Here is a 22,498-nt window from a genome sequence, read left to right on the forward strand (position 1 = left end):
ATGCCCTTAACACTCGACAATAAACTCTATACGGTTTCACAACTCAACCGGGAAAGCAAACGAGTGCTCAACGAGCATTTTTTCTCGGTTCGAGTAGAAGGCGAAATCTCCAATTTAAGCACTCCCTCTTCCGGCCATATTTATTTTTCCTTGAAAGATACTGCCGCGCAAATCCGTTGCGCGATGTTCAAAACCCAACTGCGCCGCCTCAAGTTTAAGCCGGCGAACGGACTGCAAGTGATTGCAACCGCACAAGTCACCTTATACGAGCCTCGCGGCGACTATCAGCTAGTCGTCGAAAACCTCGAGGAAACCGGAGACGGCGCACTGCGCATGGCCTTTGAAGCGCTTAAGCATCAATTATCGAAGGAAGGACTCTTCGACGCCTCTCGCAAAAAACCTCTACCAGCACTGCCTCATCGCATCGGCATCATCACCTCTCCTAGCGGCGCCGCAATCAGAGACATACTGACCGTGCTAAAACGGCGTTTTCCAGCTATTCCGGTCGTTTTGTACCCGGTTTCGGTGCAAGGAGATAACGCCAAACACGATATTGTCCGGGCATTGAATCTGGCCAACACACTCGACCAATGCGACGTATTGATCCTCGGCCGCGGCGGCGGCTCTCTGGAAGACTTGCAAGCCTTCAACGAAGAAATCGTCGCGCGCGCAATCGCAGCAAGCGCCATCCCGGTTATCGCCGGCGTCGGCCATGAGATTGACGTGACGATCGCCGATTTTGTTGCCGATCTTCGCGCCCCAACACCTTCCGCCGCCGCCGAGCATGCGGTTCCCGATCAGCGAGAATGGCAAAGTCGTTTTATTGCGCTGGAAACCAAACTTTCGCAACATCTCGGCAGACAACTTACGCAAAAAGCACAAACTTTAGCCTGGCTCGATAAGCGGCTAAAACAACAACACCCCGGCCAAAAACTAGCCGCTAACGCCCAACGCCTTGACGAACTGGAGCTAAGACTCACCCGCGCGACTCGGCGCAAACTGCTGCAATGTTGCTCGACTCTAGACACTCAATCGGCAAAGCTACATAACCAATCGCCTGAGCGCATAATCAACAGCCTTGCCCTACAACAACATTATCTTCAGCAGCGTCTCAATAACGCCTGGCAACGAAAATTCGAACACTTACATCAGCAGCTCAACCAAGCCGGCCAAACGCTTCATGCGGTCAGTCCTTTGGCAACGCTAAATCGAGGCTATGCACTCGTCACCGACACGGAAACCGGCGCAGTAATTCGCTCGACCCGGCAAATCGAAAAAGACGCTGTTGTATTGACTCGTTTGGCCAATGGACGATTTACCAGTCGCGTGGAAACGATTACCGAGGAGTAAAAAGCTCCGCACCAAAATCAATCCGCGAAACGAATCATCGATACTTTATACCTTTCGCACTTCAAATTTCGGCAGTGCCCGAGGAGGCGCAGGGGTGTCCGACAAAGGCTTTGCCAGCACGGAGCTGGCATAGAGTATCTACATGGACGTATTCACGGCGTCCTTTGGCGGACACCCCGGTGCCGAATTTTGATCTACGATGGGTATATTAGCCCAGCAGCGACCACTGCCGAATAACCCGATAATCAACGCCCCCAGGCGCGGAACAGGATTCGACTAAACAAAAAGTATTGGAATGCCAAATAATCGGTTCGAATTCCGTTTGAAACGATTGCTTGGCTTTTCTTATCAGTGTCACATGCGGCCGATAGGCTCGCCCATCAATAGGATGATCGAGCGATGAAACCATTGCCGACAAACTCTCGGCTAAAATCATCGCCTTATCGTCCGGATTACTGCTGGTTAAGCATATTATGCCCGGTTTTCGCCAAAAACTAAGCTCATCGAAATGGATCGTGACCGGCTCAAGCTTTTTCATTTCGCCGACGGCTTGAACCATCGCCGACTCGAACACGTCGTTAACAGCCCCTAAAAATACCAATGTCACATGAAGGTTACCCGGATTAACTGACCTATCGCCAGTCTTTAACAAACGACGCGCCAACTCTTCGCATTTACTTCGGACCGCCTCATCCGGCCATAACGCAAAAAACAGTCTTTTCACGATTATTCAGCTTAAAAACAACTAAAATAATCCAACATCAACTCTTCGCAATTGAAAAACTGCCTGGGTAAATTGAAATAGATATAGAGCCTCATGCCGAATTCAGCTAGGGCGCCAAATACAGCTAATCTGGACATAGCGATCCACAGACGAGAACTGCTTTTTGGTGAACTTCGCCATATACCGACAGCCCACCAAAGCACAGGCGCCGCCAGAATAAAATGAATATTCCACCAACTCGAGACACTGATGCCCCCGGTCCAAACCCAATAATCCGCTCCATATAAAGCGCCATTCAAGACCACAAAAAAAGGCCAAAAAATCCGCCACAATTGGAATTCGCCTAACCAGCCAGCCAATAAATACTGGTAAGCCCCGTCGGTCGAAAGCGCCGTTTCCGTAGCTTCCTGCTCCGGAAAGGGAGCACTAATATACAATACCGCATAGAGACAAACAGCTACGATAAACACCTCGGCAAGCCCGATCAGGCTGCCTTGCGCGATAATCAACGCTAAAGTATTGATGAACATAGGCAAGCAACCTCGAAATAAATTGACGGCTAGACGATAATTAAGTGACTTGAAATATTGTTGCAGACCGAATTGTTTGGCGGGACGGGGTTTGCTACCCATGTGCATCAAGCTAAGCGAAGCACCCAGCTGCCAAATCGCTACCGATCTCTTCCGGCAAGTCTAAACTGCGTAGCCCGGATGGAGCGTAGCGCAATCCGGGAAGCTCGGAGCTACGCCATTCCCGTATTCCGCTACGCTGCATACGGGCTACATGCTTTATACCTTTCGCAGTTGAAATTTCGGCATTAGCCTATGGAGGCACCTGGGCGTTCTGTCCCTCACCTAACGCTAGGTGAGGGACCTACATGGACGTATTCACCCAGCACCTAAATTCCATAGCCCATTGTCTATGGTTAATTATGTTGGATCATTTAGGGCTAGGGTCACGGCGTCCTTTGACGGACCACCGGTGCCGAATTTTGATCTACGATGGGTATATCCGAAAACGTCCTTGTTTGGCAAGTCGCACGGTTTGCAACCCCGCCCTAGGGCCGTGGCCAAAGCAAATCAAAACGTTCGGGTCGGGTTGAATATACCCTTTGCTTGTCAAATTTCGGGCCGGGGTGCCCGTCAAAGGACGCCGTAAATACGTCCATGTAGGCTCTATGATAGCATCCATGCTATCAAAGCCTTTGCGAGCGCCATGGATGGCGTGAATGTCGATTTTGCAGGAGCAAAATCGACCTAACATCCCGACACCTCCATAGGCTAATGCCGAAATTTGAAGTGCGGAAGGTATAACCCGCCCCGCATGAAGACCGCACCGCTTACCATTTCGCAAGTCTTCCGCAAATACTCAGCCTAAAAAAGTACGCGCAGCTAACCATAACCTTACGACTCACTTATTACCGAGACAGTTAAGACTCATCCGGCCATACAACGATTTCTACCCATTTGCTTGGCTTGATAAAGGGCCTTGTCAGCCCGATCGAAAATTGATTCGGCCGTGTCGCCCTCTCGGAATTGACTAATCCCGCAGGACAAGGTGATAGTGAGAAACCCGTTACCCGAGTTGAAACGTGTTTTTTCGATAATTTTTCGTAACTTATTGGCCAGTGTCAATGCCGATTCCTGATCGGTTTCAGGAAGCAACATTGTAAACTCCTCCCCTCCGAAGCGCGACAAAAAATCCAAGTGCCGGCAGTTTTCGCTCAATAATTTAGCAATGATTTTCAACGTCTTGTCGCCGGCTTTATGGCCTAATGTATCATTGATTTTTTTAAAATGATCGATATCCCAAATGATCAGCGTCAATGGGCTTTTATGCCTCTGCCAACGAGTTATTTCGAGGTCGAGACGATTATCATAAGCCATTCGATTACCGAGCCCTGTCAAAGGGTCGCGTAATGCTCTATCTAACGCTATCGACAACTTTAATTTCAAGTCACTCGATTCGCTTTCCATGCGTTTGATTTTATCGGTCAATTCGTTGAGCTGTAGCTCGGTTTTTTCCCTCGCTCGTTCCTCATTTTCCCGATGATGCAGAATTTCCTTATTAATCAGCTCAATCCGAGTGCCTATTAACTGCTTTAGCGGTTCCAATGTGGTTGCTTTAGCAGAGCTGTCTTGCAACTCCTGCATTTGTATCGATACAAAGCGATCCAGTTCGTTACGGTTGATCTGAGTTTGTCGATTCGCATCATTCGCACCGATCGCCTGCAAGCTTAATTCGGTCAATTGCTCGGTCAATTCGGACAAAAAATCTTTAATATCTTTTTGTTCGGATTGAATATGGTTTTTAATTTTAACCAACAGCGAAACATAATCGTTCAATAATTGCTTGAACGAAGAAGCCGAAGACTGATTTTGCAGTCGCGCTTTTAACCGCTCGGTCGATTCCTCGAACTCGAATGGAATTTCAATATCCTCTAACAATAATAGAAGCTGCTGACTGAGAATCTCTGTTTTGATTTTGTCGGCGTGACCCGATGGAGTGGAGGAAGACTCTATAGATTGAGGCTCAGTAGCATTGACCAAGGCCAAAAACAACTCATCATTGGTTTTAAATTCACCGCTTTCGAATTTTTGCTGCAATACCTTTAAAACCTTGACGGTCTTGTCATCGGAATACAATTTGAGCAAATAATCAAACAAAAGCACGGCATCGAAAGCACTCATCCCGGAATCACCGATATTGAGTGAAAACTTGGTCAAGCCTTCGAGTTCTATTTTTAATTGCGCACTCTTCAACCCGGATTTAACCGTTTTATGAATCCGCATCAAATAAGGGTCTAGTTGATGATTCAACCCTTTCGCCGCTAAAGTTAGCCGGGCTATTGTTTTACATAGCAGCGCTTCGTTTTCTTGCGTTTGCTTGTCGGCAGTTTCCTGCTCATGCAGCAACTTAAAATACTTACCTTTCCATTCGCTATCGAAATCTTTCCTAGACCAAGCAACCATCGAACAAACCTCTGATTAAACCCGGAGCCATCGGGCGTTAATGTTATTGACTGGAACTTTCCTTTTCTATCAGACGATTCATGACATCAATCATGTTTTGCTGAGTCTTGGCCAGTGACCCACTTGTACGATATTTACCGTTGATAATCAAAGCGGGAACGCCATTGACGCCATAACGAGCCGCCATGGTTTTAGCTTGGCGCACTTTGTAATCGACAGGAAAGGAGTTATAGGCATTGCGGAAATCGATCTCAGTAACGCCATGTTCGCTAAAGAACTTAAGCAGCTGATCCTCGCTTTCCAATTTTTGTTTTTTGTTCTGAACCGCATCGAAGAAATCGGCATGCACCTTATCGACGACACCCAGCGCTTCTGCGGTGAAATACGCCTTGGCATGCTTTTCCCATAAGCTATTAAAGATAGCCGGCTGCCGGATAAAATCAACATTATCGGGCTTAGTTTTTAGCCATTTGTTCAAATCGGGTTCCAAATGATAGCAATGCGGACAGCCGTACCAAAAGAACTCGATCACTTCGACCTTATCGGGGTTTTGAGTCGGTTGCGGCGTAGACAAGACTTCGTAACCCGGAGATTTTGCATTTACCAGGCCGGCTAAACCAAATAACACAAAAAAACCACTAGCAACAATTTTATTATTTAACATGATTCAAGTTCTCCTTAAAAATGCAGGCTCGATAAAAACATATTGACGCCAAGAAAGACAAATATACCTTTCGCACTTCAAATTCCGGCAGCGCCTGAGGAGGCGCCTGGGTGTCCGGTCGATTTTCGCTCCTGCAAAATCGACATTCACGCCATCCATGGCGCTCATAAAGGCTTTGCCTACATGGACGTATTTACGACGTCCTTTAGCGGACACCCAGGCGCCGAATTTTGATCTACGACGGGTATATAAAATATTAAAGCCGGGCAAAAATGACATAGCGGGAAATTTGATTTTACCGATCCGCTAAGGATTTCGTGAAAAATAACTTCCTGGAGCTATGAGTTTTGTAGCGGGTTCGGTCGTTAAACAAGCACACGGATCGTGAGAAATGCTCTTAATCGGAGGATTACAATAGCGGTCACCTTTCGCACTTCAAATTTCGGCAGTGCCGGAGGAGGCCTTGGGGGCTGGGTTTACGGCGTCCTTTGACGAGCACCCCGAAGCTGAATTTCATCTACGATGAGTATAAGTCGCTTTATAAAAGCAATCGCGCATTGCTTACTTCATGACCGAAATATGATAAGAAACCGCTTTGATTTCGCGTTCAGTCATTTTTTTGGCAATCATATGCATCATATTTTCGGGGTTATTACTCCGCTCGCCGCTTTTGAAATCTATGAGCGTCTTGATCAAATAATCGGCATGCTGCGACTTAAGCGCAGGAAATGCCGCCGGCCTGTTCCCTTCTCCAAACGGACCATGACAAGCGATACAAGCAGACACTTCACTCGCCAACACCCCATTCCGGTAAAGATCACTGCCTAAGGCCAATAGCTCTTTGATGTCTTCGCTGGCATCTGCAGAATCCTCACTATCATCTTCGTCGTCATCTTCGTCTTTTTGCAAGACCGGTAGACTATTCGTCGAAATCTTTTGCTCGGCATAATAGGCGGCAATATCAGCCATATCTTTATCGCTCAAGCCCATCGCGATCGGACTCATCATCGGATTATTTCGCTCGCCGCTTTTAAAGGCATTAAGCGTCTTGATCAGATAAGAGGCATGTTGTTGAGCTAACTTCGGAAAATTAGTGACCGCACTATTGCCGTTTTCGCCGTGACACCCCGCGCAGGCGGTCGCTTTTTCTTTTCCTGCCTTACTATTGCCTTCTGCATGTAGAATGACCGGCTGACTCATGAACAACAGAGCAATTGAAAGTGCCAATAGTTTATTTTTCATTAGATTCCCCTTCCGGAATAGTATACTTCTAGCGATTACATTTTAATTATCTAGCCGGCTCTTTTGTCCGATAGCGGCATTGCAAAAAAACAGTTATACCCATGATTAAATCAAAATTCGGCACCGGGACGCGTGTAAAAGACTCATCACCTCAATTGTCTATCATTTAAAATCATAGCTAATTGAAGGTCGAAAAAGAAAGCCAATAGCATTACGCCAAGCAAAATAGCTTCGTCACAAAAGCCAAAAACATGTCCGCTCGAAGTATAAATCAAAAAAGCCGGTCCTAACGATTTTTCAATGGACCACGCCGATTTGCGAACCCAAAAGTCCAGCACGGAAGCCCCTCAAACGGCACACGCCTATCGGGTCTATCCGGAAATTTTACTCTAAATACTCTAGCTAAGCGAGATAACGATGAATCCAGTGTATCATCAAGCAAAATTCATAAACAGCGCCCCTCACGTTAAAGACGCCCCTGAGGATATAGGACTCGAAGTTGCATTTGCGGGCCGCTCCAACGCGGGTAAATCCAGTGCAATCAATACGTTAACCGGTCAAAAATCGTTGGCGCGTATCAGCAAAACCCCGGGGAGAACGCAATTATTGAATTTTTTCTCGATAACGGAAAGCACACGCTTTGTCGATTTACCGGGCTATGGTTATGCCAAAGTACCATTGGAAATCAAAAAACAATGGCACCGCATGATCGAAACCTATCTAAATAATCGTAAAACGTTATGCGGCATTGTGTTGGTGATGGATATTCGCCATCCACTGACCGAATTCGATCTACAAATGGTGGACTGGTGCAAACAATCCCGGTTGCCTTTACATATTCTGCTAACTAAAGCCGATAAATTGAAATTCGGCGCGGCAAAAAATACCTTACTGGCCGTGCAAAAAGAAATTTCCGGAGCTCAAGTCCCAGTCACGGTTCAATTATTTTCGGCATTAAAGAGACAAGGCGTCGACGAAATCCATCAATTACTCGATCAATGGCTGAACTTTGAATTGTCATAAACTCGAAAAAATTTCGATGCTCCTTACGCTTTTTCAACATGCATCTGAATTCGGCAACTTAAAGATGGAGCACATGAAACTCTTGAATTATACCTTTCGTACTTCAAATTTCGGTAGTGTCTGAGGAGGCACCGGGGTGCTAGGTCGATTTTTGCTCCTGCAAAATCGACATTCACGCCATCCATAGCGCTCGCAAAGGCTTTGTCGGACACCCAGGCCCCTCTTCTAGCACTCACTGCCTTAAGTTAAGCCGTTCGTGGTGAGCCTGTCGAACCATGGAAGGCTTAACTTATCGGCCCAGGATTTTTCCATTCACCCTTCGACAGGCTCAGGGCGAACGGAAAAATCCTTAACTTAATGGCAGTGTCTTCTAGCACTGCCAAAATTTGAAGTGCGAAAGGTATAACCATGGGCGATGGAATGTAGATACTGGTGTCTTTGACGGACACACCCGGCGCCGAATTTTGATCTACGACGGGTATACTTCTTCTAAAATCCGGACGATATCGACTTCAGATAACATATTCGACACCTTCGCGTGCCATGTTTAACTCTATATCTAATTTTTGGTGCTGTTCGAGCAATTGCCGATAGATGTTATCCAAGTCCATATCGGTGCGATTGGGTTCGTGATGGGTAAAAAACAAGCGCTTGACATTAGACCGGACCGCCAAGTTTAGCCCTGACTGATAGGTTCCATGCCCCCACCCCCTTTTAAACACATACTCTTCCTCGGTATAGGACGCATCGACAATCAATGCATCGACACCCCGTATAAAGGCACACACTTCGAGGAATCTTTCATCAACCATGGATTGAAAAGACTCGTATTCTTGATCGTCGGGCCGGTAAATATTAAACAACGGTTCGTAATCCCCCGTAAAAAAAACAGACTGGCCGCCGCATTCGATACGATAACCGAAATTTAGAACAGGATGATTAAGCAATAACGGAGTAATTCGGGCATCGCCCACCATAACGCTTTTACCTGGCGTCAAAGTCACATAACGAACAGTAGCTTTTAACTCGGCCTCCCGAATCGGAAAAAAACTGTATTGTAATTGAACAGCCAGCGCCCTTTGTATGCCTTGTTGAGTGACTGGATCCAACCCGCCGTATATCGTAATCTGATTACCCGGCATAAACGCCGGCGCAAAAAAAGGCAGCCCTTGAATATGATCCCAGTGCGTGTGGGTAATGAAAATATGCGCATCGACCGGCTTATCCTTATCCAGTTGTTGCGATAACGAATAAATACCGGTACCCGCATCGAGAATTATTAACTCCCCGCTATCGGTACGAATTTCTATGCAGGTAGTATTCCCGCCATATTTGACAGTATTAGGCCCTGGTGTCGGAATGGAGCCACGGACGCCTCTGAACTTCAATTGCATGCAATCCCTCGATTCAGCGTTGAAAATATTCGTTTCGCACTTCAAATGTCGGGAGTGCTTAGGGTTTGATCTACGATGGGTATACACGCAGTCATACATAGCGTCATGCAAAAAATCCGCATACCCAGACCCTAAGCGATTACTCGCAACTAATCATCATTAAAGCCTCTGTTCTGATCGAGCTCAAATCACCCAGAGAAACGATCAGCTCATCCAAAGACAAACCGAACAACGAGAACTGCGCTTCCGAATACTTATCGATTACCGGATTACCGCCGTCACCAAAACGCAAGATTTTACTGATTTGATTAGCTACAGCAACACTATCGCGCAAGACGTCGGAGCCGTCCTCATCGTGATGATGCTCGATCGCAGCACCGATGCCTTCAGAAAAGCACCACTTATCAATTAGTAGCTTACCCAAACGAGCGTGATCGATACCTAAATACTCCCGCTCCATCAAATGTAAAGAAACGCTCCGCTTACGGCTTTCCATCAACGCATTACTAAAGGATTCGGGCAAACACTGCGCAAAAACCAACTTTCCAAAGTCATGCAATAAACCGGTAACGAAATAATCGCTGCATTTATTTGGCGATAAACCTTGTCGCTCGGCGAGTAATTTTGTGATCAATGCGGTAGTCAAAGAGTGCATTAAAAAACCATTGGCATTTAAGCCCGCTTTTTTATCGGGCTTAAGAACACCGATTGCCGCAATGCCCAACGCCATATTCTTGACCGTATTGATTCCAAGATGGACGACAGCGCGCGTTATTGAACTAATTTTTTGAGGCAAACCGTAATAAGGAGAATTAACAACTTTCAAAATCTTGACCGTCATCACCGGATCGCATTCGATAATTTGTACAAAATCCTTGGCGGAAGATTGATTGTCATCGGCTAACTTTAAAATACTTTGCACGCTTTTCGGAAAAGCCGGCATACTTTCCACAAACATGAATAACTTGTTGTCGACAGCCGCAACCATTGGAAATGCTCTCTTTAGATAAATGTCATGATGTGAGTATCAACACAACTTTTTAAGGCCGTGTCATTCCGGCATAGACTACCGAAGTCTTGTCACAAGGACACGAAATACCGAAAAGCTTGCTATATATGGGGCAGAACTTAGGATTTCGTGACAAATAACTTCCTATATACCCATCGCAGATCAAAATTCGGCGCAGGGGTATCCGTCAAAGAACGCCGTGAATACATCCCTGTAGGCTCTATGCCAGCTCCATGCCGGCAAAGCCTTTGCCGCACACCCCGGCGCCTCCTTAGGCAATGCCGAAATTTCAAGTGCGAAGGGTATAACTATCCGCTTTGTAGCAGGTTCAGTTACTTCCTTAACAGAACGCCGAAATTTGACTGATAAAGGGTATCGTTACATAAGCATAGCAGAGAAACGCTATCGGAAAGAGAGCCCCAAAGATAAGAATGCATTCAATGGGGCTTGAGGAAAAGAATCAGTCCATTAAAGAGGGGGAGGGGAATGGACTGATCCAACGTCATAACTGACGTATAACATTACGATTTAATAATATTGGAAAAGTTCAATCCTTATAAAAAACGTAATGCGCCTAAAAAAGACTAATGCGCCTCATCCCAATTCAGACCGGTACCGATATCGACGATCAACGGCACATCGAGCGTTGCCGCCGAACTCATCAAATCCCTCAATCTTTCGATACACCCGGAAACGGCCGACTCGGCAATTTCAAAAACCAATTCGTCATGCACCTGCATGATCATTCGGGCATCGGGCGAATCTGTTTGAAGCCAACGATCGCAAGCGATCATCGCGCGCTTTATGATATCGGCGGCGGTGCCTTGCATCGGCGCATTGATTGCGGTTCGTTCGGCGTATTGACGGCGCGCGGGGTTGCGCGAATTGATTTCCGGCAAATAAAGCCTACGGCCGAATAAAGTTTCGACATACCCCTGGTTTTTCGCCAACTCTCGGATGTTATCCATAAATGCTTTGACACCGGGATACCGCGCGAAATACATGTCGATATAAGATTGCGCCTGCCCTCTGGTCAAGCCTAATTGCTGCGCCAAGCCGAACGACGACATGCCGTAAATCAAGCCAAAATTGATCGCCTTGGCCGAACGCCGTAAATCGGCGGTAACTTGCTCAGGCTCGACCCCGAAGACCTCGGCCGCGGTCGCGCTATGAATATCCTGCCCTTGTTTGAAAGCTGCCAAAAGACCGGCATCGCCGGACAAATGCGCCATGATGCGCAGCTCGATTTGTGAATAATCGGCCGCAACCAACACATAGCCCGGCGACGCAATGAAAGCCTGCCGTATTCTCCTGCCTTCGGGAGTGCGAATCGGAATATTCTGTAGATTGGGATCGGACGAAGACAAACGACCGGTCGCCGCGACCGCCTGATGATAGGAGGTATGCACGCGCCCGGTTTTCGGATTGACCTGTTGCGGCAATTTATCGGTATAAGTCGATTTCAGCTTGCTGGTCGTGCGATGCTCGAGAATCAAACGAGGCAACGGATAATCGGCAGCCAATTCCTGCAGCACCGATTCGTCGGTCGACGGCTGTCCGGTCGGGGTTTTTTTCAGTACCGGCAAATTCAGCTTATCGTAAATAATGCTTTGAATTTGCTTCGGCGAACCCAAATTGAATGCCTGCCCGGCCAGGTCGTGCGCATGCTGCTCGATCGAGGCAATCTGGGCGGCCAACTCCTGGCTCTGCCGCGCCAGCATTTCGGTATCGAGCAATACCCCGTTTCTCTCGATACGCGACAACACTTCGACCAGAGGAATTTCGATTTCTCGATACAATTGCACCAACGACGGATTTTGTTCGAGTTTTTCACTCAGAACTTCATGTAAACGCAAGGTGATGTCCGCATCTTCGGCGGCATAAGGCGTCGCCTGTTCGATGGCGACTTCCTGAAACGGAATCTGTTTCGCGCCCTTCCCCGCGACATCTTCGTAATGTATCGTCGTATAGTTAAGATACGTCTTCGCCAAATCATCCATGTTGTGCTTAGTCGCGGTACTGTTCAACACATAGGATTCGAGCATCGTATCGTGAGCGATACCGCGCAACTCTATACCGTGATTGGCCAGCACGTTGGCGTCGTATTTAAGATTCTGTCCCAGTTTGGCTTTATTCGGATTTTCCAGCAGCGGACGCATTTTTTCCAATACGGCGGATCGATCTAATTGCTCCGGTGCATCCGAATAATCGTGCGCAACCGGCAAATAAGCGGCATGCCCGGCTTCGACCGCAAACGATATCCCGACGACTTCGGCGCGGCTGTAATCAAGACTGGTCGTTTCGGTATCGAACGCAAACAACTCGGCCTTCTCGAGCCGCTCGAGCCAACGTTCAAAATCGTGTTCGGTCAAGATCGTTTCATAGCGCGCATCAATCGCTTGCGGACTTTCGACAGCTTTAGCGTCCCGGCCGGAGCCGACATCGGCGGACTGCTCCAGTATTTTCAACCAAGACGTAAAACCCAATTCGACAAGCATCGACTTGAGTTCGCTTTGATCGACCGGATTCATTTTTAATTCCTCCGCCGAGCATGGCAACGGAACATCGCAATCAATCGTGGTCAATTGCTTCGACAACGGCAGTTGATCGAGCGCGTTGCGTAGATTCTCACCGACCTTACCCTTGATTTGATCGGCGCATTCGATCAATCTTTCCAGCGTTTGATATTCGTTTAGCCATTTAGCTGCCGTTTTTGGCCCGACCTTGGGCACGCCGGGAATATTGTCGACCGTGTCGCCCATCAAGGCTAAATAATCGATGATTTGTTCAGGTGTCACGCCGAACTTTTCGATCACGCCTTGGCGGTCGGTACGGCTGCCGGACATCGTGTTTTCGAGCGTGATATGTTCGGTAACCAATTGCGCCATATCCTTGTCGCCGGTTGAAATGACGACCTGAAATCCGTCTCGCTCGGCTTGCTTGGCAAATGCGCCGATAACATCGTCCGCCTCGACATCGGGCTGCATGATCAAGGGCAGGCCCATCGCTCGAATCAAGCGGTGCAAGGGTTCTATTTGTACGCGCAGATCGTCCGGCATCGGCGGTCGGTGTGCCTTGTATTGATCGTATAGATTATGTCTAAAGGTCTTTCCGGGCGCATCGAAAATAACGCCGATATAATCGGTCGGATGGTCGGTCATCAATTTACGCAACATATTGGCCACCCCGTATATCGCATTGGTCGGCGTGCCATCCGGGCTCGTCAAGGGTGGTACCGCATGGTAGGCGCGAAATAAAAAAGACGAGCCGTCGATTAATACCAAATATTTTTGTTTGTTTTGGGTCATGCCGATGTGTTTGTGATTTAAATTAAGGTAACTATTCAGCGCATGCGGTAGGTTGGTGTCAGGCATTGATTTCTAAGGACGCGTGAATACATCCCTGTAAGCTCTGACTGCAACGTCCTGTTGCAGACAGCCTTATAAATCAATGCCTGACACCTTCTCATACATGACTTATGCTGAATAATTACAAATTATGTTTTACGCTTAACTTCCAATATATTCGGTAATTGGCTGATTCTGCCGAGCACCGAGCTTAGCTGGGCGGTGCTTTCGATATTGATCGTCATCGTCAGTATTGCCGATAAATCCGGATGCGTTTTTAACGAGGCATCGATAATATGCGCCTTAGCATACATCATGATACGAGTCACGTCGCTGAGCAGGTTTTGCGCATTGAAAGCATGGATAATAATCGGTACATTATGGCGCGATGGCTGCTCCGAACTCCATTCGGCATCGATCAATTGCGGTTGCTGTTCGGGACTTAGCGTCAAAATATTTTCGCAGTCGCGCCGATGGATTGTGATCCCTCGCTTATGCGAGATGAAACCGATGATATCGTCGCCTTTGACCGGACAACAGCATTGCGCCAAACTGGTTACCACATTATCGATACCGGCAACGGTGATGGTCGATTTTGCCGCCGTTTTGCTCTCGCTCCCTCTGGCGGAAGGATAGGCGGGCTCGGCAAATTCGGGGATTTTTAGCGCGGCAACCAACTGCCGATTAGTAATATCGCCACGACCTATCGCTTCATAAAAAAGCTCGGCGTCGTTAAATTTGAAATGGCTGAGCAATTCACCCATCTCAATCGACTTCAATCCTAATCGTTTACTTTCTTTATCCAGAATTTGTTTGCCGAAAACAATATTTTCGGCTTGCTGCTGTTGTCTAAACCAACTTCTGACCTTCCCGACCGCCCGCGGCGTTTTTAAATAACCCAAGTTCGGGTCGAGCCAGTTATGATTCGGCTCGCCGTTTTTAACCGTGATGATCTCAACCTGATCGCCCGACCTAAGCTTATATGTTAAGGGCTTGATACGTCCGTTGACTTTCGCCCCGCGACAACCGTGCCCAATTTCGGTATGTATCGTGTAAGCAAAATCGAGAGGCGTCGAACCCTTGATCAGATCGATCAATTTTCCGGCCGGCGTCAACACAAAGACCCGATCCGAAAAAAGTTCGGTTCGAAAATTTTCGACCAAATTGTCGCCGCTATCCTTATATTCCAGCAATTGGCGCAACGAAGCGATATTCTTTTCGGTCGCGGCATTGTGCTTACTGCCTTCCTTGTAACGCCAATGCGCGGCAACCCCTAATTCGGCAAATTCATGCATCGAACGAGTGCGAATCTGAATTTCGATACGATTGCCTTTGTGGTCGACGATCACGGTATGCAAGGATTGATAACCGTTTTCCTTCGGGTTGGCAATATAATCGTCGAATTCTTTAGGAATGTATTTCCAATAACTATGCGCCAAACCCAATACGCTATAACAAGCCGTCAAGCTATCGACGATCACGCGCACTGCAAGTAAATCGTAAAGATCGTCGATAGCTAACTGCTTGCGGCGCATTTTGTTCCAAATGCTGTAAATATGCTTGGGCCTTCCATAAACCTTTGCCGTAATACCTTCTTCCTTAAGAATTCGACGGAGGTCTTCTATGAATGTTTGAATACAATCTTCGCGATGAATGCGCTTATCGGCAAGCGATTCGGCAATGCGCTTATAATTATCCGGCTCGAGATAGCGAAACGCTAGATCCTCAAGCTCCCATTTGAATTGACTCACCCCGAGCCGGTTCGCCAACGGCGCATAGACATCCAGGGTCTCTTGCGCGATAAACCGCCGAACACCCGGTTCTTCCGCCGATATTCCCCGCAGACGCTCAATACGATAGGCTAGCTTGATCAGCACCGAGCGCACATCGTGCGTCATCGCCAATAGCATTCGTCTGAGTGTTTCATTTTGATTGGGCTCGTGTGTCAACTCCGGACTATAGACGCGCAAATTATTGAGCCAATTGACATCCTTGACTAAACCCGCAACCGTTTCGCCGAATTGTTGCTTAATTTCGGCTGCGGCTAAACGACCTGCTAATCGCGAATCGCTTAATAACGCAGCCAGTATGCTGGCCAAATCGCTATAAACACTACCCAAAATCATCGCGACCGCAATCCCTTTTGGTCTAATATTAAGCGGATTGCTATCGGCCTCATCGACAAGAGCCAAAGCCTTCTCAATTTGTACGGCATCTTCGGCGGAAAATCCCGAAAGTAGCTTTTCGATTTGCGGTAGTTGTTTTTTCATGAGGCGATTGTAACTGATTCGAAAAAGTTGGCAATCATGATAGGCTATCGCACGTTAGTGTTGAGGCTCATTCGCTAGAATCTCGAATATTCTTTATTTATATTGTAAGGGTAACTCAAAGATTATGAAAATCACTGTATTTGGAAGCGGTTATGTCGGCCTGGTGACAGGCACTTGCTTGGCGGAAGTGGGCAACGATGTAATCTGCATGGATATCGACGAAACCAAGATCGAAAAACTCAAGCAAGGCATCATCCCGATTTATGAGCCTGGGCTGGAAGCGATGGTTAAAGAAAACCAGGAAGCCGGCCGCTTGCGCTTTACCTCCGATGTCAAAGAAGCGGTCAATCATGGTTTATTTCAGTTTATTGCGGTCGGAACGCCGCCTGACGAGGACGGTTCAGCCGATTTGCAATATGTTCTTGCGGTCGCTAAAAACATTGCCCAACACATGGAAGATTATCGAGTCGTAATCGATAAGTCCACGGTACCGGTCGGAACCGCCGATAAAGTCAAAGAAGCCATGATCCACGTACTTCAAGAACGAGGCAAGAAAGACTTGGAATTCGACGTCGTGTCGAATCCCGAATTTTTGAAGGAAGGTGCCGCGCTCGACGATTTCATGAAGCCGGACCGTATCGTTGTCGGCACCGATAACCCAAGAACCGCCGAATTACTCAAAGCACTCTACGCTCCGTTCAACCGCAGCCGCGAACGGGTTATCACGATGGATATCCGGTCTGCCGAATTGACCAAATATGCCGCGAACGCGATGCTGGCAACCAAAATCAGCTTCATGAACGAACTAGCTAACTTGGCCGAAAAATTAGGCGCCGATATTGAACATGTCCGTCAAGGCATCGGTTCGGACAGTCGCATCGGTTACAGCTTTATCTACCCGGGCTGCGGCTACGGAGGCTCATGCTTTCCTAAGGATGTCAAAGCATTGGAACGGACCGCAAAGCAAGTCGGATATCAAGCCGAGTTATTAAATGCCGTCGAGAATGTCAACGACCGACAGAAAAAACGTTTATTCGAAAAAATCCAGCATCATTACAACGGCGATTTGAAAGGCAAGGTTTTCGCTATATGGGGCTTGTCGTTCAAACCCAATACCGACGACATGCGTGAAGCGCCTAGCCGAGTGCTACTGGAAGCCTTGATCGATGCCGGCGCCACCGTTCGAGCTTACGATCCTGAAGCGCTGGAGGAAGCTATGCGCATTTATGGAAATAAAAACGGCTTGATCTATGCCGAGGATCAAAACGAAGCGCTGGAAGATGCCGATGCGTTGGCGATCGTTACCGAATGGAAGCAATTCCGCAGTCCGGATTTCGATCACTTGAGTCAAATCTTACGAGACAAAGTTATTTTCGATGGTCGCAATATGTTCGAGCCCACATTTGTCAAACAAAGCGGTTTAGCTTATTACGCAATCGGACGTTAACAGACGGGATCAGTTTTTTGTGCTATGTTTGCGCTAATAGCTGGCGCAGCCCCGGTATGGACTAACAGAATAGCGCTTTCGATGTCTTTTCAACTATCAACGCACGCAGCCTTTTAGGGTTTTCGCTAGAAAAACTTGGAATTATCCAAAAAACGACTACCATTACTAGCGAATAGACTAAGGCGATCGTGGTTGGCTATAAACTTAGACTGTTCAATTGTTTTATCCCACCTTAAGTTAAACTTAATAAGAGAGAAAAAAATATGAACAAGATCTTAATGTTATTAGCTTTGCTGTCGTTTAACGCGCTTGCAACCCCGGTCAACATCAACAATGCCGATGCTCAAACTATTTCCGAAGCGCTGAAAGGCATTGGCTTGAAAAAAGCCGAAGCGATCGTGCAATATAGAACTAAAAACGGTGACTTTAAATCCGTCGAGGAATTGGCCAATGTTTCCGGAATCGGAGAAAAAACGGTCGAAAACAATAAAGACGATATTTTACTTAGCGATCCCGCTAAAAAATAATCCGCTTCGCTAAACGAAACAACCGGTTGGCAATTAAACCAACCGGTTGTTTTTTATTGTTCGCTAATCAAAACTAGGCGCCGATTCGCTCTACACTCGGCATATTGTGCGGCACGAACCCTCTATACAACCGACACGACCCAACAACAAGCTATTGAATTAACTAATCATTTTTCATGAGCCTCATGGTAAACAGCTTTTTCTAGATTAATTCATAACAGCCCCAGACTTCTGCCGGCTATATTTTGGTTTTCTAGCTTGTTAGAGGATAAACATGTTCTATATGCTCGCTTAATGATCCTAAATCCACCTCATTAGCTGTTATGTTTTTTAAACCCTTTCCCCCTAAACCGCCAATTATTTTATTAAAGCTCTCCACTCCTTCTTGGTAGGCTGACAAATATTCTTCGGAAGAAGACATTTTTTCCGGGTGCTGCCGACAAATAGTCATGCCATGTTTCGGAAACAAGCGTTCAAAAAAGTGTAGATTGGTAAGCCCGTTAATTTTGGGATTCGTTATGCCCGCAAAACTCGCGGCCACTGCTACCGACCCCGCCAAATAGCCGATCAAATAATCATCCTGCAATACCGATACAGGCAAAGCCCCGTCATTACTAGACTTTATATCGTGAATAATCGGATAGAACAGTCGTGCGACTGACTCGGCAATTTTAACGTTTTTCGGTTTTAAAAAGTCCAGCATTAGCCCTCCGGAACGATCGCTGTAATTTAAAGTATGTCGATCAAAAGTCGGCATTACAGTTGTATACCTTTCGTACTTCAAAATTCGGCAGGTGACTAAGGAGGCACCGGGGTGCTCGACAAAGGCTTTGCCAGCATGGAGCTGGCATAGAGCCTACATGGACGTATTCACGGCGTCCTTTGACGGGCATCCCTGCGCCGAATTTTGATCTGCGATGAGTATATTTCGTGATTTCAACTGTTAATGCAAACATAGCCTTCATCAAGCCCTTCTGATCGCTGTTTTGTTTTTTTCTTTACGCCTGAATAAACCGCTATATTGATGCAGCAGCAAGGCTCCCATGATTAAGCCGGCGCCAATCAGAACCTTTTCATTAAGCGGTTCCCTATTGACCGCATTGCCGATCAATAACGACATAACCGGCGTCACTAAGGTGATCAAGGCAACCTTTGTCGCAGGAACATGGATCAGCACATAATAATACAGAGCAAATCCAATCGTCGTGGCAACGACTCCTAAATACACAATCGATAAAAGGCTCTGCACCGGAATGATATCGGGCCAAACGCCGTCGCCTCGATACCAGGTAATCAAATACAACGGCACTGCTACTAACAAACCGCCGGTCACTTGCGTTACCGACGGCAAGGCCGCACCAATGCGTTTGACTAAAACCGAGCTGGCCGATTGCAAAAATGACGCAAGCGTCACGCCGCCAATACCCATTGCGGCATCCCGGCTAATATCCATAGCCGTGCCGAACATCACCAATAAGCCGGCAAGCCCCAAACCATAAGCAATTAATTGCAATAAGCCAAGACTGCGTTCATTGAGCCATAATGCCGACATGAACGCGGTCAACATAGGCGTCAACCCGAAAATGACCGAGATCCAACCGGACGGAATAAATTGTGCGGCCCAGTAAACCGACAGCATCGCTCCGTAAATTTGCAACGCAACCGCAAAATAAGTCAACCATGCCTTTCGATCGACAGGAAATTTGCGCCGGGCAAACAAGACAAAAGGCAACAAACAAGCCAGTCCAATGACCATACGCGCGGCAACGCCGAATAAAAAACCCGGACCTTCGCCACTCCATTTAATCGCTAAAGGCGTTGTCGACCACAGTACGATGATTAAACAAAAAGCCAGAAAAATACGCATCTAAAAGAACACTGGCTAAACTTGCAATTTAGTGACAAATAACACCTTGAAGCTACGAGGTTTGCCAATAGATGAATCTGGTGATCGCTCCCGCAGAAAACACCTTTCACCTTTCATCCATTATCGCAAGAATGAAAAAGAAAAATAATATAGAGCCCAATCCTAAATCTCATTCAATACCGTCAATTCTTCAGGATAAGGCGACATATAATAGGATTGCCCGATAAACGGGTCCGGCTGCCTGCGAAAATGATGACGAAGCAACGTGATCGGCACGATCAACGGCAACAGTCCCAAGCGATAACGCTCTATCGTTTCGGTCAATTCGGCTTTGTCGTCCGCATCGAGCGATTTTTTCAAATAACCTTGAATATGCTGCAACACATTGACATGATTACCCCGACTTGCCGTTTTTTTAAGACAGCGCATTAAGGCAGTACCATATTGTCCTGCAATTTCCTGGGCGTTGCCTTTAACGGCGCTGGCAGCTAAGCGCCCGAGCTCCCTTGCCTCGTTCTGATCGTGGCTCATCGCAATCAGTTTATGTTGGCTGTGAAAAATAGTGAGCCGACTCGGTGTTATCGGCTCAGCGCACAACAATTTCCAGCGATACATCACATAAACCCGTTGAATAAAATTCTCGCGCAACCTCGGGTCGCCTAAACGCCCCTCCTCTTCCATCGGCATCAGCGGAAAATTGTCTTTGACGAATTGCGCGAAAATGCCCGTGCCGACCCGATCGGCATGATCCTCTCGATATATTTTGACTCGCGTCATTCCACAACTCGGCGAATCCTTCTTCAAGATATACCCGCATAATCCGGAAAGCCAGTGCCGCTGCTGCTCAGCACAACCAAGCAATTGATCGGTCACATCGATACTGTGGTCCTTGACGCCGACGCAACGGACGCCTCGGTCGGTATATCTGAGCTGAATCGTCGGGCGTGGAATACTCATGCCGCTCTCAACCTCCGGACAAAAAGGCACAAACTCGAAATAGTGGCTCAAGGTCTTACGAATATAGGCATTGCTTTTATGACCGCCGTCAAAACGGACTTCCTCGCCAAGCAGGCAACTGCTGATGCCAACCCTGATTTTATGTGCGTGCTCGTTCATCATAGTCTCTCCATGGTGCTATCCATGCGCTATCGATCTGCTGTTTTCGACAACCGCTGATAACGGTTTTTAATCGATTCCAGACGCCTACGGTTGACTCCAAAGTCGGAATAACCGACACGCGATGCGGAACGCAAATGAATTTGCCGATTACCGGAATCGAGTCTAGCTTCGACGTCATCGGTAAAACGCAGCATCGGCGTTTTGAAAATCGCCCAGAGATAGTCGCCGGAAACACTTTTCAACTCGCCTCCTTCACCGCTAATTGCCTGCTGCAGCTTTTGCCAGGCCTCATCCGCCGAAAGGTCGCCGAAGGCTATCGGTTCAATATCGTCCTGCTCACTGTTCACACAGTTAGGCGAACCCGGGCAATTTTTTAAGTGACCGTCAACCAAGCCAGGCGCGATTTCTGCCTGAGCATTTTTAATGAACCACGCAAAACATAGCATTATCAATATCCCCCGTTTAATCATCACTCCCCCATTTTGCCTTGATATAGTCACGCCGGACCGCAAAAATCCGGTCGAGCCTGTCGGCAATCAATAATTGATTGAGTATAACGCCTAGCCAACCCAAAGGCATCGCGTAAAACATGATATCTTCTAAAACAACGCCTTGACCTTGTTCTGTCAGACGCACTTCATGGCTCCAAAATTTGAAAGGCCCGATTCGCTGTTGATAAATAAAATAATTAGGTTCATCGCAATGGCTAATTTCCGAAAGCCATGTCATCGGAAAGCCGAATACCGCCTTCATGCGATAAGCGATCAATAAACCGGCATAAATTCGACCCGGAACGTCGGACGTAATCCTCACGTTGAAAAATTCTGGCGTAATGTCATTCAGATGATGGGGCGACGAAAAAAAATCCCACGCTTCCGACAAAGAAAGCCTCAATGGCTGGCGTCTATAAAGGCGATATAGCTTCACGGTGTTTGTGTTTGTTCGGTATAAATCAACTGATCGACCGCAAAATCTAACTCCTTCGCTTCAGCAACCAATCGCTCGACAATCTCTGGGGCTAGCGTCGGCGTCCGCGATAAAATCCATAAATAATCGCGATCGGGACCCGCGATCATCGCATAATTATAGTTTTCCTTATCCAATGCAATGATGTTGTAACCGCCGTAAAACGGCCCGAAAAAAGAAACTTTCAAGCGGCCGATATCGGGCCTGCCAACGAAATAAGCCTTCCCTTCGGCGCTATCCCATTCCTGGTATTCGGTATTGTAACCCTTGTTGACTACCTTAAGGCCGCCATCGTCTCTCAAACTGTATTCTGCGGAAATATGGGTCAAACCTCTTTCGAAACGGTGATCGAGTCGAGCTATCTCATACCATTTTCCTAGATAGCGCTCGACTTCGAAATTGCCGACCGGCGTAATACCTTCCGGCAAATCAACGCACCCCGTTAAAAATAACAATCCGATTAATATGATACGTTTCATGGTTTTCCTGTGTTCGAACATTGAAATTTGAATAGTGTAGATACCGTTTTGCCGTCCATTTCGCAAGCATTCCGGAGCCACCAAGCTTAAAAAAGATT

General features: G+C 47.2%; 19 protein-coding genes. 4 read left to right on the forward strand and 15 right to left on the reverse strand.

The genetic code is table 11. From position 1 onward, the window contains the following. Positions 1-1,350: an exodeoxyribonuclease VII large subunit gene (gene xseA, locus METBU_RS0112855; RefSeq protein WP_017841013.1), complete on the forward strand. Its 1,350-nt coding sequence runs from the start codon at positions 1-3 to the stop codon at positions 1,348-1,350. Between the two features lie 208 nt (positions 1,351-1,558). On the opposite strand, the gene thpR is transcribed toward xseA, so the two are convergent. The 5 genes from thpR to METBU_RS0112885 all read right to left on the reverse strand — a co-directional run bounded on the left by thpR (position 1,559) and on the right by METBU_RS0112885 (position 6,952). Then, positions 1,559-2,074 carry an RNA 2',3'-cyclic phosphodiesterase gene (gene thpR / locus METBU_RS0112860; RefSeq protein ID WP_017841014.1) on the reverse strand — a complete coding sequence of 172 codons (516 nt, stop codon included), beginning with the start codon at positions 2,072-2,074 and terminating at the stop codon, positions 1,559-1,561. Positions 2,075-2,085: 11 nt separating this feature from the next. Further along, the gene (locus tag METBU_RS0112865) at positions 2,086-2,706 is read right to left on the reverse strand and encodes a hypothetical protein (RefSeq protein WP_017841015.1); all 621 of its coding nucleotides are present in this window, start codon (positions 2,704-2,706) and stop codon (positions 2,086-2,088) included. Between the two features lie 804 nt (positions 2,707-3,510). Next, entirely contained in the window at positions 3,511-5,046 is a 1,536-nt protein-coding gene (locus METBU_RS0112875; RefSeq protein ID WP_017841017.1) for a GGDEF domain-containing protein, read from the reverse strand. 43 nt (positions 5,047-5,089) lie between these two features. Further along, a complete protein-coding gene (locus tag METBU_RS0112880; protein WP_017841018.1) occupies positions 5,090-5,710 on the reverse strand; it encodes a thiol:disulfide interchange protein DsbA/DsbL in 621 nt (206 codons plus the stop codon). Between the two features lie 561 nt (positions 5,711-6,271). Next, positions 6,272-6,952: a c-type cytochrome gene (locus METBU_RS0112885; protein ID WP_017841019.1), complete on the reverse strand. Its 681-nt coding sequence runs from the start codon at positions 6,950-6,952 to the stop codon at positions 6,272-6,274. Positions 6,953-7,369: 417 nt separating this feature from the next. Here METBU_RS0112885 and yihA point away from each other — a divergent pair, with 417 nt between their 5' ends. Continuing rightward, on the forward strand, positions 7,370-7,975 hold the full coding sequence (gene yihA, locus METBU_RS0112895; RefSeq protein WP_017841021.1) for a ribosome biogenesis GTP-binding protein YihA/YsxC: 606 nt from the start codon (positions 7,370-7,372) through the stop codon (positions 7,973-7,975). 512 nt (positions 7,976-8,487) lie between these two features. Here yihA and METBU_RS0112900 read toward each other — a convergent pair. The 4 genes from METBU_RS0112900 to METBU_RS0112915 form a co-directional block, all read right to left on the reverse strand. Further along, the gene (locus METBU_RS0112900; protein WP_017841022.1) at positions 8,488-9,369 is read right to left on the reverse strand and encodes an MBL fold metallo-hydrolase; all 882 of its coding nucleotides are present in this window, start codon (positions 9,367-9,369) and stop codon (positions 8,488-8,490) included. A 139-nt stretch (positions 9,370-9,508) separates the two neighbouring features. Then, entirely contained in the window at positions 9,509-10,357 is an 849-nt protein-coding gene (locus tag METBU_RS0112905; RefSeq protein ID WP_017841023.1) for an HDOD domain-containing protein, read from the reverse strand. A gap of 605 nt (positions 10,358-10,962) precedes the next feature. After that, a complete protein-coding gene (polA, locus tag METBU_RS0112910; RefSeq protein WP_026130210.1) occupies positions 10,963-13,686 on the reverse strand; it encodes a DNA polymerase I in 2,724 nt (907 codons plus the stop codon). A gap of 188 nt (positions 13,687-13,874) precedes the next feature. Further along, on the reverse strand, positions 13,875-15,995 hold the full coding sequence (locus tag METBU_RS0112915) for a RelA/SpoT family protein (protein WP_017841025.1): 2,121 nt from the start codon (positions 15,993-15,995) through the stop codon (positions 13,875-13,877). Positions 15,996-16,119: 124 nt separating this feature from the next. Between METBU_RS0112915 and METBU_RS0112920 the strand changes: the two genes are divergently transcribed. Further along, a complete protein-coding gene (locus METBU_RS0112920) occupies positions 16,120-17,442 on the forward strand; it encodes a UDP-glucose dehydrogenase family protein (RefSeq protein WP_017841026.1) in 1,323 nt (440 codons plus the stop codon). 263 nt (positions 17,443-17,705) lie between these two features. After that, complete coding sequence (locus METBU_RS0112925; RefSeq protein ID WP_017841027.1) at positions 17,706-17,969, forward strand: ComEA family DNA-binding protein; 264 nt, start codon at positions 17,706-17,708, stop codon at positions 17,967-17,969. 253 nt (positions 17,970-18,222) lie between these two features. Here the strand turns inward: METBU_RS0112925 and METBU_RS0112930 are convergent, their stop codons facing one another. The 6 genes from METBU_RS0112930 to METBU_RS0112955 form a co-directional block, all read right to left on the reverse strand. Beyond that, positions 18,223-18,726: a hypothetical protein gene (locus tag METBU_RS0112930; protein ID WP_017841028.1), complete on the reverse strand. Its 504-nt coding sequence runs from the start codon at positions 18,724-18,726 to the stop codon at positions 18,223-18,225. Positions 18,727-18,933: 207 nt separating this feature from the next. Beyond that, the gene (locus tag METBU_RS0112935) at positions 18,934-19,836 is read right to left on the reverse strand and encodes a DMT family transporter (RefSeq protein ID WP_017841029.1); all 903 of its coding nucleotides are present in this window, start codon (positions 19,834-19,836) and stop codon (positions 18,934-18,936) included. A gap of 162 nt (positions 19,837-19,998) precedes the next feature. Further along, on the reverse strand, positions 19,999-20,955 hold the full coding sequence (locus METBU_RS0112940) for a YbgA family protein (RefSeq protein WP_017841030.1): 957 nt from the start codon (positions 20,953-20,955) through the stop codon (positions 19,999-20,001). Between the two features lie 26 nt (positions 20,956-20,981). Beyond that, complete coding sequence (locus METBU_RS24075; RefSeq protein WP_040575665.1) at positions 20,982-21,401, reverse strand: DUF1499 domain-containing protein; 420 nt, start codon at positions 21,399-21,401, stop codon at positions 20,982-20,984. Between the two features lie 16 nt (positions 21,402-21,417). After that, positions 21,418-21,882 (reverse strand): SRPBCC family protein, encoded by a 465-nt coding sequence (locus METBU_RS0112950; RefSeq protein WP_026130211.1) that lies wholly within the window; start codon positions 21,880-21,882, stop codon positions 21,418-21,420. Further along, complete coding sequence (locus tag METBU_RS0112955; RefSeq protein WP_014146886.1) at positions 21,879-22,400, reverse strand: lipocalin family protein; 522 nt, start codon at positions 22,398-22,400, stop codon at positions 21,879-21,881. Before METBU_RS0112955 ends, METBU_RS0112950 begins: the two co-directional genes overlap by 4 nt. Positions 22,401-22,498: the final 98 nt, after the last annotated feature.

Origin of the sequence: Methylotuvimicrobium buryatense 5G (genome assembly GCF_000341735.1) — a bacterium.
GTDB lineage: Bacteria > Pseudomonadota > Gammaproteobacteria > Methylococcales > Methylomonadaceae > Methylotuvimicrobium > Methylotuvimicrobium buryatense.

Bases quoted from the DNA above. Each gene is read 5' to 3' on its own strand.
- xseA (WP_017841013.1), top strand. From the start codon at position 1: ATGCCCTTAACACTCGACAATAAACTCTATACGGTTTCACAACTCAAC.
- METBU_RS0112865 (WP_017841015.1), bottom strand. From the start codon at position 2,706: ATGGGTAGCAAACCCCGTCCCGCCAAACAATTCGGTCTGCAACAATAT.
- METBU_RS0112875 (WP_017841017.1), bottom strand. From the start codon at position 5,046: ATGGTTGCTTGGTCTAGGAAAGATTTCGATAGCGAATGGAAAGGTAAG.
- METBU_RS0112880 (WP_017841018.1), bottom strand. From the start codon at position 5,710: ATGTTAAATAATAAAATTGTTGCTAGTGGTTTTTTTGTGTTATTTGGT.
- METBU_RS0112885 (WP_017841019.1), bottom strand. From the start codon at position 6,952: ATGAAAAATAAACTATTGGCACTTTCAATTGCTCTGTTGTTCATGAGT.
- yihA (WP_017841021.1), top strand. From the start codon at position 7,370: ATGAATCCAGTGTATCATCAAGCAAAATTCATAAACAGCGCCCCTCAC.
- METBU_RS0112900 (WP_017841022.1), bottom strand. From the start codon at position 9,369: ATGCAATTGAAGTTCAGAGGCGTCCGTGGCTCCATTCCGACACCAGGG.
- METBU_RS0112905 (WP_017841023.1), bottom strand. From the start codon at position 10,357: ATGGTTGCGGCTGTCGACAACAAGTTATTCATGTTTGTGGAAAGTATG.
- polA (WP_026130210.1), bottom strand. From the start codon at position 13,686: ATGACCCAAAACAAACAAAAATATTTGGTATTAATCGACGGCTCGTCT.
- METBU_RS0112915 (WP_017841025.1), bottom strand. From the start codon at position 15,995: ATGAAAAAACAACTACCGCAAATCGAAAAGCTACTTTCGGGATTTTCC.
- METBU_RS0112920 (WP_017841026.1), top strand. From the start codon at position 16,120: ATGAAAATCACTGTATTTGGAAGCGGTTATGTCGGCCTGGTGACAGGC.
- METBU_RS0112925 (WP_017841027.1), top strand. From the start codon at position 17,706: ATGAACAAGATCTTAATGTTATTAGCTTTGCTGTCGTTTAACGCGCTT.
- METBU_RS0112930 (WP_017841028.1), bottom strand. From the start codon at position 18,726: ATGCCGACTTTTGATCGACATACTTTAAATTACAGCGATCGTTCCGGA.
- METBU_RS0112935 (WP_017841029.1), bottom strand. From the start codon at position 19,836: ATGCGTATTTTTCTGGCTTTTTGTTTAATCATCGTACTGTGGTCGACA.
- METBU_RS0112940 (WP_017841030.1), bottom strand. From the start codon at position 20,955: ATGATGAACGAGCACGCACATAAAATCAGGGTTGGCATCAGCAGTTGC.
- METBU_RS24075 (WP_040575665.1), bottom strand. From the start codon at position 21,401: ATGCTATGTTTTGCGTGGTTCATTAAAAATGCTCAGGCAGAAATCGCG.
- METBU_RS0112955 (WP_014146886.1), bottom strand. From the start codon at position 22,400: ATGAAACGTATCATATTAATCGGATTGTTATTTTTAACGGGGTGCGTT.